Annotated in this window: 21 protein-coding genes and 1 pseudogene; 2 read left to right on the top strand and 20 right to left on the bottom strand. The window is 46.8% G+C overall.

The features are described from left to right. Positions 1-206: 206 nt before the first annotated feature. Positions 207-1,091 (bottom strand): UTP--glucose-1-phosphate uridylyltransferase GalU, encoded by an 885-nt coding sequence (gene galU, locus ACRC6Q_RS04875; RefSeq protein ID WP_223634465.1) that lies wholly within the window; start codon positions 1,089-1,091, stop codon positions 207-209. 302 nt (positions 1,092-1,393) lie between these two features. Between galU and ACRC6Q_RS04870 the strand changes: the two genes are divergently transcribed. Then, the gene (locus ACRC6Q_RS04870; RefSeq protein ID WP_431465963.1) at positions 1,394-3,778 is read left to right on the top strand and encodes an EAL domain-containing protein; all 2,385 of its coding nucleotides are present in this window, start codon (positions 1,394-1,396) and stop codon (positions 3,776-3,778) included. Positions 3,779-3,823: 45 nt separating this feature from the next. Here ACRC6Q_RS04870 and ACRC6Q_RS04865 read toward each other — a convergent pair whose 3' ends face one another. Beyond that, positions 3,824-5,020: a cation:proton antiporter gene (locus tag ACRC6Q_RS04865; RefSeq protein WP_431465962.1), complete on the bottom strand. Its 1,197-nt coding sequence runs from the start codon at positions 5,018-5,020 to the stop codon at positions 3,824-3,826. A gap of 219 nt (positions 5,021-5,239) precedes the next feature. Then, the gene (locus tag ACRC6Q_RS04860; protein WP_223634473.1) at positions 5,240-5,614 is read right to left on the bottom strand and encodes a helix-turn-helix domain-containing protein; all 375 of its coding nucleotides are present in this window, start codon (positions 5,612-5,614) and stop codon (positions 5,240-5,242) included. A gap of 197 nt (positions 5,615-5,811) precedes the next feature. Here ACRC6Q_RS04860 and ACRC6Q_RS04855 point away from each other — a divergent pair, with 197 nt between their 5' ends. Further along, positions 5,812-6,591: an SGNH/GDSL hydrolase family protein gene (locus ACRC6Q_RS04855; RefSeq protein ID WP_431465961.1), complete on the top strand. Its 780-nt coding sequence runs from the start codon at positions 5,812-5,814 to the stop codon at positions 6,589-6,591. 66 nt (positions 6,592-6,657) lie between these two features. On the opposite strand, the gene ACRC6Q_RS04850 is transcribed toward ACRC6Q_RS04855, so the two are convergent. From ACRC6Q_RS04850 to ACRC6Q_RS04770, 17 genes and pseudogenes are all read right to left on the bottom strand, one after another. Beyond that, positions 6,658-7,632: a N(5)-(carboxyethyl)ornithine synthase gene (locus ACRC6Q_RS04850; protein ID WP_223634480.1), complete on the bottom strand. Its 975-nt coding sequence runs from the start codon at positions 7,630-7,632 to the stop codon at positions 6,658-6,660. Positions 7,633-8,091: 459 nt separating this feature from the next. Continuing rightward, a complete protein-coding gene (locus tag ACRC6Q_RS04845; RefSeq protein ID WP_223634893.1) occupies positions 8,092-8,475 on the bottom strand; it encodes a VOC family protein in 384 nt (127 codons plus the stop codon). A 140-nt stretch (positions 8,476-8,615) separates the two neighbouring features. Continuing rightward, a complete protein-coding gene (locus ACRC6Q_RS04840; RefSeq protein WP_431465960.1) occupies positions 8,616-9,578 on the bottom strand; it encodes a hypothetical protein in 963 nt (320 codons plus the stop codon). Positions 9,579-9,924: 346 nt separating this feature from the next. Next, positions 9,925-10,866, bottom strand: a complete 942-nt coding sequence (locus ACRC6Q_RS04835; protein ID WP_431465959.1) for an acetamidase/formamidase family protein — start codon at positions 10,864-10,866, stop codon at positions 9,925-9,927. Between the two features lie 332 nt (positions 10,867-11,198). Then, positions 11,199-12,617 carry an amidase gene (locus tag ACRC6Q_RS04830; RefSeq protein ID WP_431465958.1) on the bottom strand — a complete coding sequence of 473 codons (1,419 nt, stop codon included), beginning with the start codon at positions 12,615-12,617 and terminating at the stop codon, positions 11,199-11,201. After that, the gene (locus ACRC6Q_RS04825; protein WP_431465957.1) at positions 12,614-12,793 is read right to left on the bottom strand and encodes a hypothetical protein; all 180 of its coding nucleotides are present in this window, start codon (positions 12,791-12,793) and stop codon (positions 12,614-12,616) included. Before ACRC6Q_RS04825 ends, ACRC6Q_RS04830 begins: the two co-directional genes overlap by 4 nt. 461 nt (positions 12,794-13,254) lie before the next feature. Continuing rightward, positions 13,255-14,169: an aminopeptidase gene (locus tag ACRC6Q_RS04820; protein ID WP_431465956.1), complete on the bottom strand. Its 915-nt coding sequence runs from the start codon at positions 14,167-14,169 to the stop codon at positions 13,255-13,257. Beyond that, entirely contained in the window at positions 14,166-15,026 is an 861-nt protein-coding gene (locus ACRC6Q_RS04815; protein ID WP_431465955.1) for a DMT family transporter, read from the bottom strand. The genes ACRC6Q_RS04820 and ACRC6Q_RS04815 overlap by 4 nt, the downstream gene beginning before the upstream one ends. A gap of 48 nt (positions 15,027-15,074) precedes the next feature. Continuing rightward, positions 15,075-15,740: an AroM family protein gene (locus ACRC6Q_RS04810; RefSeq protein WP_431465954.1), complete on the bottom strand. Its 666-nt coding sequence runs from the start codon at positions 15,738-15,740 to the stop codon at positions 15,075-15,077. Continuing rightward, positions 15,740-16,675, bottom strand: a complete 936-nt coding sequence (locus ACRC6Q_RS04805; protein WP_431465953.1) for a DUF1177 domain-containing protein — start codon at positions 16,673-16,675, stop codon at positions 15,740-15,742. Before ACRC6Q_RS04805 ends, ACRC6Q_RS04810 begins: the two co-directional genes overlap by 1 nt. 16 nt (positions 16,676-16,691) lie before the next feature. Further along, on the bottom strand, positions 16,692-17,741 hold the full coding sequence (locus tag ACRC6Q_RS04800) for a DUF917 domain-containing protein (protein ID WP_431465952.1): 1,050 nt from the start codon (positions 17,739-17,741) through the stop codon (positions 16,692-16,694). 12 nt (positions 17,742-17,753) lie between these two features. Beyond that, positions 17,754-19,316 (bottom strand): OPT/YSL family transporter, encoded by a 1,563-nt coding sequence (locus ACRC6Q_RS04795; RefSeq protein ID WP_431465951.1) that lies wholly within the window; start codon positions 19,314-19,316, stop codon positions 17,754-17,756. After that, positions 19,313-19,960, bottom strand: a complete 648-nt coding sequence (locus ACRC6Q_RS04790; RefSeq protein ID WP_431465950.1) for an aspartate/glutamate racemase family protein — start codon at positions 19,958-19,960, stop codon at positions 19,313-19,315. Before ACRC6Q_RS04790 ends, ACRC6Q_RS04795 begins: the two co-directional genes overlap by 4 nt. A gap of 124 nt (positions 19,961-20,084) precedes the next feature. Then, positions 20,085-21,677: a PucR family transcriptional regulator gene (locus ACRC6Q_RS04785; RefSeq protein ID WP_431465949.1), complete on the bottom strand. Its 1,593-nt coding sequence runs from the start codon at positions 21,675-21,677 to the stop codon at positions 20,085-20,087. A 300-nt stretch (positions 21,678-21,977) separates the two neighbouring features. Then, positions 21,978-22,777: pseudogene (locus ACRC6Q_RS04780) on the bottom strand (ABC transporter ATP-binding protein). Beyond that, entirely contained in the window at positions 22,774-24,510 is a 1,737-nt protein-coding gene (locus ACRC6Q_RS04775; RefSeq protein ID WP_431465948.1) for a DNA/RNA non-specific endonuclease, read from the bottom strand. Before ACRC6Q_RS04775 ends, ACRC6Q_RS04780 begins: the two are co-directional and overlap by 4 nt. A gap of 143 nt (positions 24,511-24,653) precedes the next feature. Continuing rightward, a complete protein-coding gene (locus ACRC6Q_RS04770) occupies positions 24,654-24,938 on the bottom strand; it encodes a hypothetical protein (RefSeq protein WP_223634501.1) in 285 nt (94 codons plus the stop codon). Between the last annotated feature and the right edge of the window lie 33 nt (positions 24,939-24,971).

Below are 24,971 nucleotides of genomic sequence, written 5' to 3'. Positions count from 1 at the left end.
ACACGCTAATTTCCATCTGTTTACAATTTCTATTCTTTATTTAGATAGTTTATCACACTCCTACGAATTATCCACCCTAAAAACAGATTTTTTAGATTATTTGGATTATATCACATCTATTAAAAGACCTAGCTTCTGTAATTTTTTATGCAAAAACCCGTATTCAGCTGCAGAATGCTTAGCTGAATACGGGTTTTAAAAGTCGATTATTTATTTTCTTTCGTATAAGATTCCTGCAGTTTTCTTTCGAACAACTCCAATAATTGATCTCTCAGTTCAGGACGCTTCAACGCAAATTCAATGGTCGTTTCAATAAATCCATATTTTTCGCCGACATCGAAGCGGTGTCCATCAAATTCATAGGCATAAACGGACTGGACTTCGTTGAGCATCTGGATGGCGTCCGTCAATTGGATTTCTCCACCTGCACCAAGCTGATGTTGACCCAAAAACTCGAAAATTTCAGGCGTCAGGATGTAGCGGCCCATAATGGCGTAATTTGACGGCGCTGTTCCCGCCTCCGGCTTTTCGACAAAGTTATCGACTTTGATCAATTTGCCGTCGATGGAAACCGGATTGATGATGCCGTAGCGATGGGTTTCATCTTCAGGTACCTGCTGGACACCGATGACACTTTTGCCGGTCAACTCGTTTTGCTTCATCAATTGAGCCAGGCATGGTTCGTCATTTTCCACGATGTCATCACCGAGCAGGACCGCGAACGGTTCGTTGCCGATAAATCGGCGCGCCGACCAAATCGCATGGCCAAGGCCCAGCGGTTCTTTTTGGCGGATGTAGTGGATCTCCACATTTGAGGTTTCCAGGACAGAATCCAGCATATCGATTTTCCCTTTTCTCATAAGGGTTTCTTCGAGTTCAAAGGCATGATCGAAATGATCTTCGATGGCACGTTTGCCTTTTCCGGTGACGATGATGATGTCTTCAATTCCAGAAGCGATTGCTTCCTCTACTATGTATTGGATCGTTGGCTTATCGACAATCGGCAGCATTTCTTTTGGCATGGCTTTGGTGGCAGGTAGAAACCTTGTGCCAAGTCCTGCAGCCGGAATGATTGCTTTTTTGACTTGCATTCCTTCACCTTCTCATTCATATTTTCTGATCACGTATTGTTTAATAATAACATTTTTCCAGGGTAAAGCTAATATTTGAAAAAATTTCTCTTTCATATTCAAAAATTACCGGACGTAAGCAATGAAATAGTAGGACAAGAGGCTGGATTCAGATTTATTATCAGAAATTTAAAATTACAAACAAACTTCTATTAAGATGCTAAAATATATGTACCATTGGTCCGTAATTATATTAAATATTTTCTAATTATCATGTATAATTCCCTATTTCCAATAGATTATCGAAAGGAAGTGTGAACCAGATGAATGCCATACCATTATCCTATGATCCCGCTTTAATCTTCCTTTCTATTGCAGTTGCTTTCATTTCGGCTTACATTGCTTTAAACATCAGCGGAATGCTGTTTACCACAGTTGGAATCGCACGGGTCAAGTGGATTATGCTCGGTGCCCTCATCATGGGGCTCGGTATTTGGTCGATGCATTTTATCGGGATGCTCGCTTCTCATTTATCCATGGAAGTAAGTTATAATACCCCGCTTGTCATCGCTTCGATACTGCCCGCCTTATTCGCGAGCGGAATTGCTTTCGCCATCACCAGTAAGCCACAGGTCCTAAAAACCGAAGTTCTGGCTGGTGCCGTGCTTATTACGACAGGTATTATCGCCATGCATTATATCGGGATGGCGGCCATGCAGCTGCAGGCCACTGTCCAATACGATCCCTTGTTGTGGATCTTATCCGTGGTTGTCGCTTTAGCTTCTTCTCTTTTGGCCATGTTCTTGCTGTTTTATTCACGGAACCGCCATGGTTTCTTTGGGTTAAAGATTGTCAGTGCGGCATTGATTGCCACTGGTGTAGCCGGTATGCATTACATCGGCATGGTTGCTGCACGTTTTGAACCTGCCGCCCACCATATGCCAGTGGCTGCCAATTCGATGAACAATAATTATATCGCTTATAATGTCGGCATCGGCATGGTCCTGATGCTGATGATTGCCATCCTGAGCATCCGCAGCGAAACGAAAGTGAAATCCCTGTCTGATGAATACGGCCGCCAGTTTCTGTCGGTCATCGAATCCGCTAAAGATGGAATCGTGGTCACCGATGCCAAAGGGATTGTCATGCAATGGAATAATGGCGCACATCATCTTTTCGGCTATACCAAAGATGACATTATCCAACAGGATGTGCGCCTGATTTTCCTAAGGCCCCATCAAGACGCACGGCAACACGAACACATTGACACAGTTGGCAAAACCATTGAGCTGACCGGCTTGAAAAAGAATGGAAATCCGTTTCCCGTTGAACTATCAACAGGAACATGGCATACGGCTAAAGGCGATTATTACAGCCTCATCATCCGTGACATTACTGACCGCAAAGCAACTGAAGAAAAAATCAGCAACCTCGTTTACCTCGATTCGCTGACAGGGCTTCCAAACCGGCGCTTGTTCAACGACCGGCTTGAATCTTCAATTGCTCAGGCATCAGAAAACGCTGCTGTTCTGACAGTCCTTTATCTGGACCTTGACCAGTTCAAGCTGGTCAATGATACATATGGCCATCAAACCGGCGATCAGCTGTTGGTGGAAGTGGCGGAACGCATCAATTCCTGCCTCCACAAAGCGGATACCTTAGCCCGTCTTGGCGGCGATGAATTCATTGTGCTGCTGCCAAACGCTGACTATACACAGGCGCAAGCTACCGCACAGAAAATACTGAAAGTCTTAAACGAACCTTTCCTACTGAATAACGAAACCGTTTTCACTACCCCATCAATCGGTGCGAGTCTTTTCCCGGCAGACGGCAAAGACCCGGAAGCGCTGGTAAAAAATGCCGACATCGCTATGTACCGCGTCAAAGAAGAAGGCAAAAACAATTTCCAATTTTTCACTTCCGAAATGAACGACTTGATTTCCAGGAAGTCAAAAATCGCCATGAGCATTCGCAAAGGCTTGGAGCTTGGTGAATTTACGGTTCATTACCAGCCGCAGATCGATATCAAAACCGAAAAAATCATTGGGGTTGAAGCGCTGGTCCGGTGGTATCACCCCACATTCGGTCAGATCTCCCCTGCTGAATTCATTCCCATCGCAGAAGAGAATGGCATGATTCTTTATATCGGCGAATTTGTTCTCCGGACTGCCTGTCAGCAGAACAAAGACTGGCAGGACGCTGGATTGGATCCGTTCCGGGTCGCTGTCAACATTTCGGCCAAGCAATTTTCACACGGCAATATCGCAGCAGTAGTGACTTCCGCATTGGACGATGCAGGCCTGGCTCCTGAATTTCTTGAGCTGGAATTGACCGAAAGCATCATTCAAGGTGCGAAATCCGCAATTTCAAAAATGCAGGAATTGAAGGCTATGGGCATCCATCTATCCATCGATGATTTCGGCACTGGCTATTCTTCACTGAGCTACTTGAAACTGTTTCCTGTTGATACGCTGAAAATCGATCAGCATTTTACGCGCAATATCCATAACGACCCGAAAGATGCAGCACTGGTCGACACCATCATTCAAATGGCCCACAATCTGAAGTTGAATGTCATCGCGGAAGGTGTAGAAACCAGCGAACAGCTGGCATTCCTGAAAACCAAAGATTGCAACCAGGCTCAGGGGTATTATTTCCAGAAGCCCCTGCTCCCTGAAATGATCGAACAACTATACTTGAAAGTATAGCCTAACAGCCCTTGCCTGAAGTATGACTTCCAGGCAAGGGCTGTTTTAGTTGCTGTCCAGCAGTTTCGACAAAGGATGGATTCCGAGACTTTGAATGATGAGTGACAGGATGACCACGGAAAAGCTCAGCGAAATCAGTTCATCAGCCGCTCCTTCCTGCGCCATCGCTCCCAGCTGCAGCAACAGGAACACGGACATCGACCCGCGGATACCGGACCAGGCGATGAGCAGCGACTTTTTCCATACGTCCTCAGACTGCCTTCCTCTAGCCACCAATTTGAACGTGCCTCCGACAATGAGGAACCGGATGGCGATGCTGGCGAATAAAACGGCGAGTGCCAGACCCCAATTTCCCCATGCCAGATGTTCCGTTGCTTCAATGCCAATCAGCAAAAACAGCAATGCCAGCAGCGAAGGTTCAACGACGCTCCAGAATCCGGACAGCGACTCACGGTAATGGTCTTCTTTATTGGTATGGGAAAATTCCCAGGATAGCATAACTCCCGCCGATACGGTCGCCAGAACACCCGAAAAGCCGAGGCTTTCAGCCAGCTGAAAGGCACCGTATGCCAGGACGATGCTGAGCATGACCTGGTAATCCCGGTGATGGGTGATATGGACAGCCTTGCTCAATAGCCATCCGACCGCAAGCCCCAGTATCACGCCACCTGCTGAGACATAGACGAACTCCCCTAAAATGGAAAGTACATCAAGTGAATGCGAATCAAGGTACATGCCTGCCAAAACAGTGAACAGGACGATGCTGGTTCCGTCATTGATCATGGATTCCCCATCAACGATATCAGCAATGCTTTTGTCAGGTGAGGACTTCTTTAAAATCGAGACCACCGAAGCCGGATCGGTCGGCGCCAAAATCGCCGCAATCACCAGTGCCCCTGCCAGGGAAACAGAAAAGAACCAGCCGCCGATCCAATAGACGGCCAGTCCGACAAGCACAACCGCCAGTCCTAGCCCGACCGTACTCAGCAAGCCAATGATGGCGGAATTCCTGCGCAAAGCATCCGTCGAAAACTGATACGCAGAAACAAACAATAAGCCAGGCAGAAAGACATCGTAGATCAATGTCTCCGTCACTTCAATATCATTAAAAGATGGAATGAACGATAACCCGATGCCGATCAGGACAAGAACGACCGGTACAGGAAAATTCTCTTGCTTTTTATCAATCGTGAATACCAAATATCCGATGCACAACAAAATCGTCACGATTGCTGCCGACATGCCGATCCCCTCCAACAATTGACTTCCATAAAGTCAAAGATTTCCCTTAAACAGGGGCTTTTAAACAGAGCTCGGGTATTAGGTCCAGCAGCCAAGATGGAGCTTCGTTTCTGAAACGTCATAAAAAACAGGCAGCCCAGTGGTTTACTGGGCTGCCCGCTGCTCGTTTATTCAGTTCACCGTTCAGCTGGAAATGAAAACGTGCCGGTGGACCTGCTCTTATTTAGCGGTCCGCTTCTTTAGCTGTTCTTCTTCCTCTTCTTTCAGGCGGCGTTTGACCTGCAGATAGGATGTCAATTCTGCCAACTCCTCTTGGTTTACCAGCTGGTCATCCACCACCAGATTGATGGACGACAAATCGGCAACTTGCTGAAGATCGAGTTTGTTGGAGATCTGGTCACGCTCCAGCAAAAAGTCTATAGATACTTTATAGTAATCGGCCAGCAACTCCAAATGAGAAATGCTTACTTGCTTTTTGCCGCTTTCGTACCCCCAAATCACCGTTTTCGCAAAGCCTAATTCCAAGGCCAACTCATCTACACTCAAGTGTTTTTCTTCCCTCAGACTCTTCAATTTCTCTCCTATTCTCTTCATTTCGGGCGCCCCCTCTATTTCCATTGACCGTTATACAATCATTATATTATTCCCCTATGTTACCACGGTGAAACCGGATAACTAGCTCCATTTTAAATTTGAGTCTGAATACTCATTAAAATTCTGAAATTTTAGATAAATTAGCTTTTCTTTGTGGTAAAATGTAATTACTTTTAAAATGAAAGGTAGGTAGTATGATGCTGAAGAAACTGATCTACATATTATTTGTAGCACTTATCCTGATTATCATCATGGGCGAAAAGAACTTTGAAACGATTGAACTGTCGGAAGAAACGGCCTTGCTGCCTGGAACCGAGAGCTCCCGGGCAGAAGCTGCCGATGAACCTGCACCTGCCAACTTTTCTGAAAAACTCGCAGCGGGCACTCCGGTAACCATTGTCTTTCTTGGCGACTATGTTACGTCCCCCGATTCGTTGCCAGATGGCAATCCCAATCACGTGTCCTTGCTGAGTGACTGGTTCGACAATAAGTACCCGGACCAGGTGACGGTCATCAATTCCGGCATGAACGCCAACACCATTTCTCATATGAAGGACCGGGTGGCCAGCGACGTCCTGAACCACTCCCCTGATTTGGTGGTGATTTCCGCCGGATTGAATGACGCGCTTGGCGGCTGGAAGATTCCTGTCGAGGAGTATGCGAAAGACTATCAAGGAATCGTCGAAGAAATTACCGCTTCCGGCGAAACGGAGGTGCTGATCCGGACACCGAATCCGACACTTTCCTACATTAAAAATAGAGAAATGATGAAGTATATTCAGGAAACCCGCAAATTGGCAGCTGCAGATAATGTTCATCTTTTCGACTTCTACGAAGTGATGGCTGGAGATGTCCACGCCAAGAACATCGCTCAGACCCATTTGATGCAGAACGAAATGCACCCCAATACAAAAGGGCAAGCTTACCTGTTCGATAAGTTTAAAGTCTATTTGGCGATGGAACTGATTAAGCAGTAAGCATCCACTAAAAAGAGCCTCCCCCAGTGAAATCAATGATTTCGTCGGAGGAGGCTCTTTAGTTGATTATTTCACCAATAGGTTTCTGGCTTCTCTGAATTCCTTGATGTGGTGATCGATGATGTGCCCGTTTTCAATGACCACAGAATCGCGGATCAGGTCGGTCCAATTGCCTTCGACAAAATTATCGACCATCGGCGAGAATCCTTCGCTCAGCACTTTCGTGACCGTGTGCGGGAACATCGCCGGCGTGTTGTCCACTGTGTAATGGATGATGCCATCCACTGTATAGACGGGATCATCGATGGTCGACGGACGGGACGTTTCGATCTCCATGTTCGGGTCGCAGCTGACATCGACGATCATCGCGCCTTTTTTCAGGCGTTTCAAATCTTCTTTGTAGATGATGCGGTCGGTGCGTGTCGTGTCCCACATGACGCAGTTGACGAGAACGTCATAATTGCCCATATTCTTGATGAACAGCGATTCCAGCTTGCGTCCATAGACATCCACATCAGCACCTAAGCCGTGAAGGATGCGCAATACGCCTTTGGTCGTGTGGCCATTTCCAAGAACCGCCACTTTCGTTTCGTATGGCATTTTGCCGCAATATTGATAAGCTTGCAGAATCGCCGCTTCCCCGGCAACTTCACGGTTGCGGTAGAAGATGTAACGGCCGTCTTCAAACATTTCCTCCCAGGCAACCACAGTGTGGTCTCCTGCAAGCACCGAGTCTGTGAACGCGATATCCTGAACTGCATGAGCCCAACCAATCAAGAGTTTTCCAGGCGCCAATTGATCGAAATAATCCGCATTGCCCAATTTTACATCGACAATGGCGTCACATTGCAATACTCTTTCGCGCGAGACGAATTGAGCGCCGGAAACCTCATATTCGGCATCGGAAAAACCAAGGGCCTCACCATAGCCGACTTCAAAGAACAACTGCTTGATGTTCTTGATGTTCGGCATGTCCTTCGGCAGAAGCGCTCTTCTTTTTTCATTGTTTTTATGACTGATGACAAATCCTATTGTGTACATAATAAAACCTCCAATTGATGAATGTTGTTAGATCCTGATCGGCTGATAATAGACATTTCGTACAGAATCGACCGGACAACCCTCAAAAATTGTCGAGTGAATTAATATATTCATATCGTTTCCGTATAGCTGATCTATTCTGCATCATACCATAAACCGGAAAAATTATAAGTACTTTGTAATACGAAATTTAAATAAAGATAATGAACGTTCACATTCAGGGAATCGATTCTTGACCATGATGAACCTGTGGGCTCTGCAAGCTTGAAAATGCTGTTGATGAACGAAATTTGCTGGCTTGGAGATGAATGCTGGTGCTATAGGAAAAACCACTCAAGACAGGAGTGCTTATTTCGATTGGATCAGCGCCTCTCTCCGTAAAGCCCGAAAATCGTTGGATGCCCAAAAGATTGGAAAGCGCAGGCTTGCGCTTTCCGCTTTTTCTTTTGTCCATCTATCTCAGATTTGGCTCAAGCCGCAGAAAGCGCCGGCCGGGTATTCGATGATGGCGTAGCTGCCGGACGTGATGGCGCCGTCCGGTTGGCGGTGTACGATGCCGCCGCGATCCTGGCACATTTCGATGCTTTGCTTCAAATCGGCGACGGCGAAATAGACGATCCACAGCGGCGGTAAGCCTTCGTTGACTCCGGCCTGATGGCAAATGCCGGCTGCCGGGTTGCCATCAGGTGTGTTCATCATGTAGTCGGCATATTCGCCCATCGGAAAATCACTGTGCTGCCAGCCGACGACCGCTTTGTAGAAATCGCGGACCCCCTCTGCATGATGGACAGTCAGATCTGAGGAAATGATGGAACCGGGCTGAATCTTGTTTTCTTCTGCCATTGAAAACACTCCCTTTTTATTTTCTATCCGGAATCATTCGCCACAACGATTTCAAAATCCTTTAAATTCCAATGAATAAAGAGATATGGTCCGGCTCCAGCTGACATTAAAAAGAGAAGAAGCCTTTTCGCTTCTTCTCTCTAACTGTTATAACTCAATTGTTTTTTAACCATTTCCACCAAATAGGCCATATCCCCCACCCCATAACGCTGGTCACAGGGCAAAGGCAGGATATTCGCCGCGTACTGGTATTCGATGCTGTCTTCCGGACAGTCGTCGAGGACATTTGGCCATAAGAGCGGAATGTAGATTTTATGCTCCGCCAGCCGGTTTCTGATTGGTATGCCGTCTTCCACCAGCAACGGGTAGGCGAAAGCGCCATCCGGCATGACGAGTTTCAGGGAATTCTCCCCATCCAGCTGGTTTTCCAGATAGGCATAGTTTTCATTCCGGATCCGGCAGCTCCGGTCGTAGTCGATGGCGCCCATCAAATTGTGCGTCACTTTGGACATTGCCCGAAGAGGCGTTTCCCCGAGGACGTCATCATTATCCTGAAAATCGGTATAATGCTCACTGCCCGTCCTTTCGTAACGGCCGAGTATATGCTTCATGCGCCCTTGGGATAGGTCCTGTTCGAGTTCTTCGTGCAGAATGGCATCGGTCGCCAAATACGCCCCATCCGGCACACCAAAAAACTTGCGGCAAGAGTAGATTGTGTCGATGCCAGGCAGCGGCTTCTGGAAAAAAGCCTGACTATGATCCAGAATCACCTGGCCATAATGCTGCTTCAGCGCACGCGTTTTTTCCTCTGAGATTTGTCCGTAAAAATTAACTATGTACAAATATTCCCCCGGCTTCAGCTTTACATCGAGAATCGGCTGAAACTCTTGATCCACATGATAATACTCGAATTCATAGCCATGCTTTTCCAGCAATTGGCTGACTGAGTCGCACAAGTAATAGGGAATGTACAACTTCGTTATGCGGCGTGCCTTCAGCAGATACAGCAAAGCATTTCTGCCCGTATTGAGTGCGATCAAATCGCTGTGAAATTCTTTATGAGCCAACTCTTCCATTCCAAAATATCCGCCGATTTCCTTCATCTCGGATCTCCTTTCAACCATCAAATTTTAAGTGGGGAGGGCGTGAACGCACCTCAAATGGGGGCAACCGCACCTCGTCATAAAAAAACAATTTATCCCTGCAAAATGAAAAATAACCGCGGAATGCCGGTTCAGTGAAATTTCCGGAGAAAATAGGACACTCATCCTCTTTCTTGGAACGCCAAACTTTCATCCAAAGGCTTTCTGATTCAGTAGCGTTTTTTACTGCTTGCGAACCTGATGCTATTTTATCATTCTACCCACAAAGAATACAGACAATTGAGATAATTTATATTAAGAGTGGACAAAAATAAAAACGCCGCCCGATTCGGCAGCGTCTCTTCATCTAAACATCTTCCTGGAACACGGCAAGCGGCAAAACTGCACTCACAATATACTGGCCCGCATCGACGATTTCGGAGATTTTGAGATCAACGCACAGGCTGGACAACAGATAAGCATCCTTCGGCTCGAGCCCGTAGTTCCCGGAGATGTGGTCCACCATCGCACGGATGGAATCGCGGGCGGCTTCCATCAAGTCGGGGCCGACACCGGTCGTTCCGTAAAAGCCTTTATGGTCGACTTTCGGCGTCAGTGCGCCGGCTGTCTGGAACTGCGGCGCTGGAATCGTCTTGCCTTTGAGGAGGCGGAATCTCAACGATGCCTGCATCGGGCATTCGAGTGCGGTCACGCAAACTTCGCCGTCGCCTTGTGCGGCATGGGCATCTCCACAGCTGAACATGGCACCCGCCACCTGCACCGGCAAATACAGCTTCGTGCCGACGGTCAATTGCCGCGTATCCATATTGCCGCCGAACGTTCCGGGCGGCATGATGGCCTGCCCTTCGGCGTTAGACGGACCAACACCCATCGTACCAAGAAACGGGGTGATCGGCACTTTGATGCTGTCGCTGAAATGGATAAATTCGCCGTCACTTAAATCGAAAGTCCTCAAGTAAGCATCCGGAAACTCTTCGGGCAGCAAGCCCAGTCCCGGCAAAATCGCCATCCACCCCCAGCTTCCTGGCGTCAAATCGAGGATTTCCACTTCCAGCGTGTCGCCCGGTTCCGCCCCCCGGATCTCGACCGGTCCTGCGAGAGGGTAGACTTTCGCCCAGTCGAGCGTGGCGATGTCGTCGGTCGTGGAATCCTTATTGAATTGGTTGTCCGCCACTTCCCGGGTGGAGAAATCCACCTGGTCCCCGCTGTCGATCGTCAGCACCGGCTGCGGATCTTTGTCCCACGTGTAATGGACGCGGTCTTCGGGGAATTTATGTGTCTTGGCCACTTGTCATCACCTTTTTCTCTTGTTTTTAGAGTAGAAATAACGTTATTTTTCCAGTTAGATGGATATACTTTCTATATTCGGTTAAATACTTTCCCTTTTGCTGCAGTTACTTTCTGATCCAGCCTAAATACTTTCTATTGGGAGCAAATTACTTTCCAAAACAAATAAATCCTTAGCCGCCCAAACCCAGGAAAGCGCAAACCTGCGCTTTCCGCTTCAGAATCGTATTTATTGTGCTGCGGAACACATTTTATTCGTAGTGAATCGCATTCCAGCCCTTATGGATCGTATTTGGCGCGCAGTGGATTGTATTCCATGCGCAATGAGTCGTACTAGCCAAGCACTTTCAAACTTGGCTTCTGGCCTTTCATCAGTTCGAGCTTTTCGATCGCATAGGCGACGTTGAGGACCTTTTCCTCCTGGAACGCAGGACCCATGATCTGCAAACCGACCGGCAATCCATCGCGGACGCCGCACGGGATGCTGAGTGCGGGCAGGCCGGTGAGATTTCCAGGTCCGGTAAAGCGGATGACTTCGTCCAAAAAGCTCAGGGCCTGGCCGTTGATGTCGACGGTGCTGTCGCCGATCGGCGGTGACAGGAACGGCAAGGTCGGGGAAATGAGCACGTCCACTTTTTCAAATGCCGCTGCAAAATCGAGATCCAGCTTACGGCGGATCTGCTGAGCCTGCACGTAATCGACGCCCGACATCAACTCGCCCACCTCCAGTAAAAAGCGGACATCTTCTCCGAATTTCTCCGGCTGCTTCACCAGATTGTCGTGGTGGACGGCGCTCGCTTCAGTTGTGATGGTGACGAGCTCCGCAAATTCGGCCATTGCAAGCGACGGAATCCGGATCGGCTCAATCCGCGCACCCAGCTTCTCCAGCTGCTGCAGCGCATTTTGCACAGCTTCATTGACACGGTTATCGACATTCTTGAAGAAATAGCCTTCCTCAATGCCGATGACCAGCCCTTTGACGTCTTCATTTAACCCTCCGGAATAATTTCGCGTCGGCTGGTCGACGGAAGTCGGATCTTTCGGGTCGTAGCCGCCAAGCACTTCCAAAAGCAGCGCGGCATCAAAAACGGTTTTCGTCATCGGCCCGATATGGTCGAGACTCCACGACAGCGGAAAACAGTCGTATTTGCTGATGCGGCCATGCGTCGGCTTCAGGCCGATGATGCCGCAGCTCGACGCCGGAATCCGGATCGAACCCCCAGTATCCGTACCGAGCGAAGCGATCGACATGTTCGCCGCCACCGCAGCACCCGACCCGCCGCTCGAGCCGCCTGGAATCTTGCTGAGGTCCCACGGATTCTTACAGGCGCCGTAATGCGGATTGGTGGTCGTCGCGCCCCAGGCATACTCGTGCATATTGAGTTTGCCGTGGAAGGTCACGCCCGACAGCTTCAGCTTCGACACGACTGTCGCGTCAAAGTCAGCAATAAACCCTTCGTGGATTTTCGAGCCCATCGTCGTCGGCTCATCCTTGAAATACAAAATATCCTTCAACGCCATCGGAATGCCGTGCAGGAAGCCGCGGTAATTGCCGCTTTGGATCTCCTGCTCCGCCTGTCTCGCCGACTCCAGTGCCTGTTCTTTCTGCACGCGAATAAATGCATTGACATCGCTGTTATAGGCATCGACATTCGCCAACACCGCTTCAGTCAGTTCAACGGGTGACACCTGTTTGTCGCGCAACTTCGGCGCCAGTTCCCCGATCGATTGTGCCGCTAATTCTTCATTCATGGCCGCTCACCTCCCGGCACATGCGTCAGCGCCATATCAAAGTCCTTCAGCTGCGAATTGTCCACTGTATCGCGCAATTGCTGCACCGCCTGCATCTGCTGCGCCAGCATATCCTGATGCGCCTCCGGTACTTGAATCCCCCGTGCCTCTAAAATCCTGTGAATTCCCTCTGCCATCGCAATTCCTCCCATTCGAATAGTTTGGTAAGGTGTGAGAATCTGAGTTGTCTACCGCCAGTTTATCACAATTAACAGATAGTTCAGATATTTATGGAAAGATTTTTCAGCAGAATAAAACCCTGGTCGGCAAGAAGGTGTCTTGTCGAGCAGGGTTCATCGGGACAATATGGCATTTTTCAGCTGGATTTCTTCCAGTTAATTGGATATACAGTCCAAGATAGGCACCCTACAGTCCAATCAGGAACAAATACTGTCCGCCCAACTAGAATACTGTCCAAACGGAGCACAATACCGGCGGTTCTTAAAAACCCCTTAGATGCCCAACCCCAGGAAAGCGCAGACCTGCGCTTTCCGCTAGGTACTTTCGGTCCCAAGCGGATTTCGCTTGGGTCCCCGCCCTTATCCATCTATTGTTTTCCTTTTCGGACTTCATTGCATACAAAATCGAAATAATACCTTTAATACACCCATTCTATTTTCGGTTTTTTTGTAACACAGTCGATATGAACATTTGTTTTAATGGCACCGCCAAATGTATGGTTTGATCCGAACGCCACGTGAATTGTGTTATAGGCTTTTTCGTCTTCTAAGATGTTTCCGGTGACACGCGCTGCATAATTCGTGCCGATGCCGAGTTCACACAAAAATCGCCCGTCATTTTCACCCAGCATTTCCAATAACCTTAAACCCTCAGATCCTGAAGCTTCAACCACACGCCCTTGACTTATAGCAAGCATCACTGGATTTTCCAGTAATCCGATGCCTGCGATTGAGCCATTAATTTCAATTTGTCCTTCAGACTCTCCCTCTACCGGAGCTATATAAGCTTCTCCGGATGGCAAGTTTCCAGAAGCACCTTTAGTGCGGAAAATCCCTGTACTCGGCACACCGTTTCTGCCATCTATTTCAATCTTCAACTCCAGCCCTTTTCCAGTCCGAATAACAACGCTTTTGGCTCGGGTTAGTTTTTCAGTCATTTCAATCGTCTCTTTTTCTACCTGATCGTAGTCTGCAGTCATTGCTCCATTTAAAAACATGTCTTCTGTAATGCCAGGCATGGTAATCACACTGATTCCTTTGGCATTTGCATCTTTTCTGGCAACGGTATGGGTCAATGAATATTTTGTGAGACAAAAAACAATTTCATAATTCTCCATTAGTTCGGCAGCCTCTTTAGAAGGCTCTTCTCCGGATTTCGCCCGATCTTCCATAACATGCATATCAACTTTCCACTCATCTGCAGCCAATGCATTAGTAAACTTACTTCCTAAGGATTTTGTACTGATATCCGTTAAAACTAATACAGTGCTGGATTTATCCAATGAGAAATTCTTTTTCATTAAAGCAGATACAACCTGATTGAAATCGCTCACATTTTCTTCCTCCTTTTAGATAGGTACAGCCCGCCCAACACAAAAAATAAAGCGATTAATGTGCCGGATCCCAGTGGTTCATTCAACAAAAATACACCTAAAAATAGTGTAGTAAAAGGCATTAAGTAGGTAATCAATAAAGCAAAAACCGCTCCGCCTTTTTTCACTAAATAATAAAACAAGACATTCCCTAATCCTGAATTGAATACACCGAGGACTATGAATACCCATAAATTTTCCAGAACAAACAAACCTTTATAACTCATCGGCTCGATTGACATCATGAAAAAACTTGAGAAGATGGTTCCTACTACCATCGTCGCAAAGGAAATCGTAAATATTGAGCTGCCCTTTAAATATTTGCCTGCCAGAACAGCAGATAAAGCATACATATTGACTGAGAATAACAGCAACATCGCACTGGATACTTGGAAGTCGTTTGCCTCTTTTGATCCCAAGGCAAAAGCAATGGCGATTCCGGTAAACCCGATTATGACACTGATTACCTCTTGTCTGGTCACTGTAATCTTAAATACAATACTGCTCAGTAGAATTCCAAAAATAGGACCTGTTGCATTCAGGACTGAACTGACAGTGGTATCAAGCCCACCCATACTGATGCTCATCAACGTCCAGGGAATGCCGGCACTTATCAATGCTATCGATATGAGTAAAGGCAAATTCGCAAAATCCGCCTTTTTCTTCTTCCATAGAAAGAAAGGCAATAAAGCGATGCCGCCTAATAAACAGCGAAAAAAAACGATGGATACCGGATGAAAATCTGGCAATAGCATTTTGGTTAAATAGAATGTAGATCCCCACAATAAACTAAGGCTCAGTAAAACTAATATTTGCATAGCACTGCTCCCTACTGAAAAAAAAGATCCGCATTTCCGGATCTTTACTTATAGATACTCTGCTACGATTCTTGCCACTAGAGTCCTCGGAAGGAGGACAGGCAATCCGGTTGCTTGAACTGCCTCTTTTTTATGGATTTCGTTATACCCCATGCAATCCATGACAATCATTGAAGCCCCACGCTCTTTCAAACTTTTTGCGGCTCCGGCGATATCGCTGGATTCGTAGGGAGAAGCCACTTCCACCAGCAATTCAAGGTTGGACTGATCCCATTTTTTTGTTAAACTGTAGCGCTGCTCTTCCAGCGGAATAATAATACCCAGACTTCCCTTGTCCATCAAAGCTTGGACTATATGGTTTAACACCTTATCGGGATACAGTATAGGTTTTTGATATCTAAGAGTCGGGAAATCTCCTGTACACAGCATAATGATGACAGAAGTCTGTTTTTCAAGTTCAGTAAGTTCCGCCTGCAATAAAGGCAGCAATTTGGACTTTCCGATCTTGACTGATAATCCATTCCGTAATTTGGAGATATAAGTCGTATCCGAGGCACTTGGACGAATCGAGCTCATATCCATGTCGCTGATGCCATCTAACCCGCCTGCTTCGATGATTGTCACCTCATCTCCAAGAATCTGTTGGATGGATGGCGTGACATCAGACCTTGGCGATTGTCCGATCGTTAAGACCCCAACTTTTGGAGTCTCCATTATTCCGCACCGTATGTTTGAAGATGACGCATCGAGCCATATAAGTTTTCTAAATGCATGTACTCCTCTTTATCATAAAAATCGAATTGGCCTTGCGTAAATTCTTTTGCTGCCTCTATGCTGAAGCGAACTGCTTGGGCAATATCCACTTCATGCGTTGCCCCTGTCCCGGATCCCGGCACTGCTGATTTCGCAGTTATGGCCAATCCCACGACTGGTGCTTGGGTTGCTACAGATGGCTGCAGGATACTGTTGATATGGTAAACTGAATTTCCATAAGGTGTAATATCCTGTGTCGTAACGGTAAATGTCACCGGTAATTCCCCAGTCGTCATTTCCATGATCCGCAGCAAATCATTATTGAATTTTAAGATATAGCCAGATTTAACTGTTGGCGACAATGCAATGCCTCGGTGATTGATGACTTTATTTCCTTTTGTAGTGTCGATTGATATAATTGCCTCCATTTCGGGAAGCACTTCATGTTGGTTCATGCTTAAGATGTCTACCGGAGAGCCCATGAAATCCACCGGTTCATGCGCTTGCGTCGGCGCGTGCGGGCAAATATGCGTTGTGATATAGACATCACCTGGCAGCCTGTCGCCACGAATGGACATATTAGCCAGCTTCAGCGCAGCAGTTACTGCAGCAACTGCTCCATCACCATCGGATACAAAACCGATTCTTGAAGGGCGTGCCCCCAAACCGCCTAAGCGCCCGACAATTCCAAAAGTCGGTGCCTGTCCGCCAACAGATTTACCATTGGCTCCTTTGATGAGAATTTTGACGAAATCGGTCTCTCCTTTATCTCCTGAAACTGTTTTATAGCTTGCCGTTACATGGTCGAATCCTTCGAAAAGATCAGTTACAACTTTTCCACTGGCATTCGCATCGTCCATCAATTCCAAAACTTCCATTGTGTATTTTAAAGACATATAGGTTTCCGCTCCCTTAGATAATATTTTTTCCGATAATCGGCTCGATTGTTTTCAATAATTTTTCGTTGGACATTGTAGAACTGAGCTTCAGGTTTTCTTTCGGGACAGAAATAACGGCAATATTGTGGCCTACTTCAATTTCTGCGCTGACAACCGGCATTCCAGTATCGGCATTGAAAGTCATAATGAGGTCCGGAAAAGTGCCTTTTCGGTCACCATTCATTTCGGCTGTCATGTATTCATTCCAGAAAGTCAATTCCAGATCATCAATTTGAACGATTCCTACATCGAATCCTTCTATTGCTTTTAGCTTAAAGTCACTGACTTTTCCTGAATGGATGATACGGCCCTTCAAAAAGGAAGCGGCTGTTTCAATTCGTTCCGAACTTTCGGAGGCTTCCATAAATGCAGCTCCTAAACTGATTGCCTGTGCAATACCACCAATGGCTGCATGTTTTCTGGCGTAGGCAACATCAACCGGATTTCTGCAGACACTGACCATTCCTCCTGCCTGAACCGAGAGTGAACGAATGGCGCTGGACGATAGATCCAGCGAAGCCCGCACCACTCCATCAACTTTCCTTCCTTGATTTCCGCCCGAAAAAGTTTGAATCGATTCATATCCTTCAACTTCAGATAAATTTAAAGACCCCATTGAGCCCGTGGGATGGGCCCTCCCATTACATGGAGCATCCAAAATAGGCAGACCCACTGCTGCTGCCTGCAGCCAGCCATTCACCGTAGTGGCAGCCCCGTTTTCATTTGTCATAAGCGCTCTTAACGGTTGGCTGAATTCATGTTGCATTCTCACGACTGTACTGATCATTTGTTCAGCATCCACATATTGCTCTTTAGCGGAAGGTGCACCGACCAATGAAACACAAGCTACAAATTCGTGGTCAGCCAGTTCATCAATTGTTATGAGTTCGGGGGAAGCTATTTCAAAAACGCGTTCTGCTTTTTCAAGCCCGTCCTGAATCCAACCTCCACCTCCGCCACCTAGAATACAGCCCCCGTAAACGGCATTTACCGCATCTTCTATCGTCAATATCCTATTTGCCATTGGTGTTCCTCCTTATCGTGCTTTCCAGATTGATGTAAAGAAGCTATAGATCGCATCACCAGCGATAAACCCGGCAGCAGTTGTATACATCACATTTTCTGCTTCCGGCCCTTTGACTTTCAAAATCGTAATACGAATCAAGATCCCAGCAATAACAGCCCAACCGGCAATCGGATTAAGGATCAATAACCCTGTCGAGAGCAGAATTCCCATCTGTCTTTGAGGACCGCCAATCAACTGGATGATTGCTCCAGGAATAGCCCATAACAATAGCAGCATTCCTACATTTCCAGTCAATCCCACTTCAATTGTCGTAGCATAGACACGGTCAACCGGAGGCACTAAATCCTGCTCAAAGAAAGACTGGGCAAAAATACTGACCATGACTACTGCAACACCAAACCCGATGAGGGAACTTTTAAGTTGCTGACGGCGCCCATATAATTCCATGGCACTTTCCGCGCCTTTCCGTATAATCACTCCCGATTTGAAATCGTATCCCAAATCAGCGAATGCCGGACCAGTGGCTGCCGTAAACCCTGTCAATAATGCCAAAGCGACCGGTGGGAATCCAAGCATCATCCCGATCAGCAAAGCGATCAAGGTAACGGCAAAAGCTGGAAACCAACCTGAGTGCATTGCAGCAATCCCGACAATGATTTCACTGGCAATTGCTGCAAACGCAGCAAATAATACAAATAGAACTGTTTGCCAAAGTGGCATATCTGCTACGATTCCGCCCATTACTGCAACAAGAGAAGCACCGATCAAATAAAGAACAAAACCGATTCCGAATCCCTTTTTCGCTTCTTTTTCAGATCGGGTATAAACGTGATTGCCATCCAGACGTTTTTTTTGCTTTTCTTTATTTGCTCTTACTAAGGTCATGACAAATTGCAGCAATGCTACAATCCCTGCTCCAATCATCATGCCGTGTGGAATATACAGTTCATTCAAATCTATTCCGAATAAGGGAACTGAATAACCTCTTAACAATAATCCGGTTCCAAACATCGTCAACGCCCAAATGTTACCGATAAAAGCAACACCAAACGCTGACATGGCGATTCCGAAATGAGAACCAACCAAACCACCCAAAATCCCAAGACCTAAATATTTTGCTTTCGAACCGCCCTCATCCCCTGCTTTTAGTGCTTCAGCTGTAGCGATCCCTGGTGGCCAAGGTTCATTGGATCCGAAGATTTTAGAATCGAACACTTTGTATAAGATAAAGACATCAATAAACAAAGCGATACCAGCCCCAATCAACATCGGGACCATCAATTCCGGCATCCCCAAGACGTAAGGCAAACCGATCGGAATCAGCAAACTGTTGGCAGCGCCGAATGTGGCAGCTGAAATCGTCGTTTGAACTAAGTTTTGATTTTCCAGAGATCGATATTTATAGAACATCTGCATCGGAATTCGAGCTACCATCATGGCGATTAAAGCACCGATAATTGAAGTATTGGGCGTAATCCCTAATGAAGTGATAAGCTGCATCCCAATAATTGCTCCAAAAGCGGCAATTATTATAGAAAATACAATAAAGGAAAAATCAAAATTCTTATTCATAAGCTCCACTTCCTTTCAATCGGTTGGTATGCAGTTGCCTGTGCTTCCACCAAATCGATGATGGGTACTTCGATATGATCTACTAAATAGGTTTTTAAACGAATAGTAGAGAAACCCGTGCAAGCGAACAAAATAACATCCGCTCCCTTTTCAATCGCTTTCTCCGCCTCATAAAGCAAAAGCTCTTTGGCAGCAGCTTCAAATAAGTCAGTGGTTTTTCTTAGTCCTGGAGAGAAAGAATAGGAAAAATAATGACCTCCCAATTTTTCAATAATCGCTTCTGGCGGATTTTCGGTAATGCCGATGACGGCAACTTTATTTCCTGATGAAACTGCTGCTTCAGCACCACTCGCTCCTGCGCCAAGTATTGGGAGCCTTAAATGCTTCCTCGTTTCCTTTAATCCCGGATCTGCAGCACAACTGATCGTAATCGCGTTCAACGAATATTGTTCATTCATTTCTTCAGCCAGCTTCACAATCTTTGGTATAGCTAATTTTTCTGATTCGTCATTGAAAATTCCATTCGGCTGATTTTCGATGCATCGAGTTATGGTTTGGATACCAAACTGCTCTTCCATCTTGTTTCCATGTTCCTGTAAGATCTCTTGATTCTCTGTCGTTAACACGCGAATAATTCCTAACATCCCTTCACCCCTTTCGAAAAATTATAAATAGTAAATCTACTTATGAATATGCAAGATAGGGGAAATATAATCATCGAAATGTTGCTCACTTTTTCCAAAACAAAAAAAGGTGGTTCCCCACCTTTTATTTCAGTTCCTTTATTTTGATGCAGAATTGAAGAATAAAACGATGCTCTGCATTATCCAAATCCATCATAAGAAGTTCTTGAATCCTTTGAATTCGATAAGTCATAGTTCTGCGATGGACAAACAGCTTTTCCGCTGTCTTCGAGACATTCCCATTTTCATCAAGGTACATCTTTAAGGATTCATACAATTCGTTTTCCTTCTGCATTATCTCTCCAAGGACCATTTCTGCATAATTTATGACTTTTGAATCTTCCGTCAATCCAAATAAGATATCGTAGATGCCCAGTTTGTCATGCGAATAAACCGATTCATCCGGTCGAATTTTCAAGCCTATTTCCATTATCTTGACAGCAGAACGTGTCCTTTCATCCAGTTCAGCCGGATTATCGAAAGACTGGCTAAAAGCGATTCGAAATTGATCTTTCGGATATTTTTGACCATAAACTTCTATGCCCTCTCGCCAAAGCCCGATCACCTGCTGATAATGATCATCCTTATAAAAAACCAAGGCATAATAATGCTGATATTTCTCGAAAATTATCGATTCAACCGCATTCATTTTCTTTGAAAATTCTCTGAGCTTTCTATGATAAATACAGGAGTAGTCGAGTAAAGACACTCTTGGATAATGCCGAAGATCTGAAGTATTGGCTTTTAAATAAATGACGATTGCTTTTTCACCTTCTTGCAGTTGTCTGTCAGCACTGGAAAATTCACTTAAGAGTTCGATATCCCTCATTTTTTCTTTTTGGAGCAAAAGTTGCTCTTTTAATACCAATTCAGCCATTTCTGTCCCGATACTGCTTATGTGGCTATCTGTTATGAAAGTGAATATTTCTTGATCTTTGTGCAGTAGATGAATAATTCCAAAAACCTTGCTTTTTGAGACAAGTGGAATGATATAGCGGCTTCTTTGTCCATCTATTTTAAATTCCGCGAAATTGTTGGTTTGGAAGTCAATACGCCACCGTTCCAACATTTGACTGAACGACTCGTATTCAGGTTCTGAAAATAAGTGTCGAGAGGTACGCCATTTATCCGATTGGAATTCGCTGGAAACATACAGTAGTTTTCCTTCAATGTCCTCAATATAAACAGCCGAATCCGTTAAGTCAGATAAATAATTCAACGCATTCTCTACTGTCGAAAAATCACTATTTTCAAAATCGCTGAAGGGATTTGCTGTTTGATCCATTATCGATTTCTTTTCTTCGTATAGACGTTCGTAAAGAGGCGTCAATACATTGATATAGGATACGTCCTTTGGAATGACGATGATGGGAAAAGAGTGTTCATTTGCTATTTCAATCATTTTCTTAGGTAAACCTTCAACAAATCTTCCCAGTTTCACCACAATTCCTGCAGCCTCTTTTTCGATTAATGTAGTCACCACCTCTATTTGTTTTTCCGGATTTTCCCGAATAGAATAAAAAGTGGTCATCATCAAGATTCCCTTTGATATCCATGAACCCACTTCAGGCACTTCCATTACTTCAATCGATAGAATTTCATTAGATAACCCCTCCTGCCCTGCTGCAACACTACCTTTAGAAAGATCCCCAATACGCAGCGCATCTTCAATCTTCATTGAGATTCCCCCTCTAAATATTTAAATAAGTTTAGCAGAATCATGATGCTTGGTGCTACATGTTTTTTAATTCCAAATAAATAAAAAAACACCATCTCCCCTAAGGAAGACAGTGTGCCAATCAACTATTCTTCTAGTTAATGAATATATAATCCGGAATAGACAATATACAGTCCAAACCGCTGTAAATACTGTCCGGAGCCCGCCCCCCCCTTGAATGCCCAACCCCAGGAAAGCGCAGGCCTGCGCTTTCCGCTAGGTACTTTCGGTCCCAAGCGGATTTCGCTTGGGTCCCCGCCCTTAGCCATCTATTGTTTTCCGAACCTTCGACAGCAATGGACGCCCGTTGCTCCAAACGACGTTTACCGGCATGTTGAAGAAATCAGTGAGCCGCTCGCTCGTGATGAGCTCTGCCGTGTCACCGGAAGCGAAGACGCGGCCTGCTTTCAAGAGCAGGGTTTTATTGAACGCCGGCAAGATTTCTTCGATATGATGAGTGACGTAGATGATGGTCGGGCCGTTCAGCTTTTGAGCGATGCGGCGATTGATTCGAGCAGTTCTTCGCGGGCGATGAAATCAAGTCCGGCTGTCGGCTCATCCAGAATCAGCAGCTCCGGGTCGGCCATCAAGGCACGGCCGATCAGCACGCGCTGCTTTTCGCCTTGCGACAGGGTATGGTAATTCCGGTTGGCGTACTCGAGGCAGCCCAGTTCCCGAAGGATCTCGACGCCTTTTTGGTCGATCGCTTCGGTCGTTTCCTGATACAGGCCGAGTGAAGCGAACGCTCCGCTCAGGACCACTTCATAGGCATTGTCATAAGTCGGCAACTTCTGCTGGACTGACGCCGACACAAAGCCGATCTGGCTCCGCAACTTTTCTGCCAGGTAGGTCTTGCCGAACTCCAGGCCGAGCACGGTGACTTTTCCTTCCGTCGGGAAAAAATACGCATTGATCAAATCCAGGAGCGAAGTTTTGCCGGCACCGTTCAAGCCGTACAGCACCCAATGCTCCCCTTTTCGGACCTGCCAATTGACGTCCTCCAATAATACTTTGTCGTCTCTTCGCCGCGTGACGCCTTCCAGTTCCAGAATCGTTTTCATAGCCGGATGTCCTCTTTTTGCTGAACACGCGCGACTTGCCCTGCTGCGAGCGGATCGGCTTCTCGAAGGTTTCCGAAATCAAGCCCGGTCAATTTTTCGATCTGTACAATCGGCACCTGATACGTCCCGAATTGCCCGTAGACGAATTCCAGATTCCCGCCAACCAAATCCTCCTGCGTCTGCAGATAGGCGGTAGCTGACAGGGATGTTCCGTCTTTCACCATCACTGCCACTTTCCAGAACTGATCCGGAATCTGCGCGTCGCGGTAATTCGTGTCGTCGTCCCGGAACACCGGACCTGTGAATACTGAAATCTTCATGCCGGATTCGCGTGCATTGTCCAATACGTAATCCTCCAGATCCAGCCACGCCTTCTGGTTGAAATTCTTATGCTGCGGCGAGCAATTGGTGAAATGGAAAGTATGCTCATTCGCCTTCACCGCATCGATTCCCCAATTCGGATCGCGGCGGCGCACCAAATGGCCGCGGTCGATATCATTTGATTGATAAAATTCCGGTCCGATCTGGTAGGCTTCGTCAATCCGCGGATCAAAATACCAGCGGTCGTTGCCGCGTTTGACATCGACCAGCTGATTGCCGTCGATATTGACCGCCGTGTAGAACGCAAGCCGGCGCGACTTGCTCATGGCAATCGAGAAGTGGGTATAATCCAGGACGGTTTTGCCGTCGCTCGTCTGGGCAGCGTCGTCCATTAAAGCCGTTCCGAGAACCGGCAATGGCACTTCGAACCCGGCGCCCAGAAATGCAGGGTCGTAGCCGGAAGCGTCCGCGTACCAATCCGCTTCCAGGATTCCCACTTCCATCGGCTCCGCTATTGAACCCGGCATGACGACGGCCAGCAATTGATCCAGCAGTTGACGTGAACGGTCGTCTTCCAAACCGCTGCGCGCTTCACTGAGGTGATGGATGATCGAACTGATCCGGATGCCTTCATTGGCAATCCAGCGGGCAGGGTCTTTCGGATCCGGAACACCCGCATGATGCAGCGCGACGACCACCCACTGGTCATTGAAGACTGGCGAGCCCGATGAACCCGGTTCCGTATCGCTGACGTAATGGACAAAATCGGATGAGATGAACTTGACTTCATTTTCACGGATGGTGATGGCTTTCGGACCGCCATTCGGATGTTGGATGATGGTCACGTATTCGCCTTCGAGGATTTTCCCGGGCTTTGGCAACAGCGGCAAATAGCCGAAGTCGGTCAACGGAATATCGTGCTGATTGTTTTCTTCCACCGCCACAAGCGTAAAGTCCAGCGCCACGTCGGTGATGAAAAGCGCTTCCGGATCCAGGCGGAAGCTGATGATATCGAGCGGCATAAACTGGACATCATCCTCGTAATTGAACTCCGCCACCGCGTACATCGCCGCTTCCGGCGTTTCCAGCACATGATTATTCGTCAGCAGCAGGTTCGGCGCCACCAGAAATCCGGTGCCGTAGCTCTGCAGCTGGCCTGAACGGCTGCGGATTGCGATGCGGCAAACGGCTTTGCTAACATCGAGGCCCGCCTGCAGATGCGCAATCGGAAACAGATCACTTTGATTGATGATCCGCTCCATCGCCAAGTTGTCATGGTGATTGATGATGCTCGACCGCGTCATCAATCGTTCCTTCGAAGTCGCCGTCTGTTTTGCCACTCTGCGCTCCTCCTCGAATGCCAAATACCGCGCTAATGCTTCCTGCTGAATCCGCTCCAATTGATTGACCATGCCCGGCCATCCCCTTCCACTAAATAAACTATATTTTTCAATTAAAAATTTAATATTCTATTAATTTCCTTTAGAAAAAGTTTATCACAATTGCGCGCAGAAAACCCATTCCAAGTGATGGAATGGGCTGGGAGTTGTGCCGCTTAACGTGACCATTTTTTATTGTCATTCTTCACAAATGTCTCTTCGCCGGTTTTTGGATCGCGGATGATTTTGTCATCGGTCGGGACATCCCCTGCACCTTCGTCGGGTGCGTTCTGGAAGTCGTCACCTGCAGTTTCACGTACGTCGCCTTTGCCGGCAGATTCCCAGCCTTCATCGCTGCCGCTCAACATCTCGCTTGTCTTCTTGACGACTTTATCGAGCGTCGACTCATCGTGGTCCCCGCTATGTTCTGGATTTCGTTTGTGTTCATCGCCTCTACTCATGATGGATCCCTCCTGAACTGTTGTTGCTATACT

The organism is Planococcus sp. SE5232, from assembly GCF_050686535.1.
Taxonomy (GTDB): domain Bacteria; phylum Bacillota; class Bacilli; order Bacillales_A; family Planococcaceae; genus Planococcus.
The sequence above is the reverse complement of the archived record's forward strand: the minus strand, read 5'-3'. Positions and strand labels throughout refer to the sequence as shown.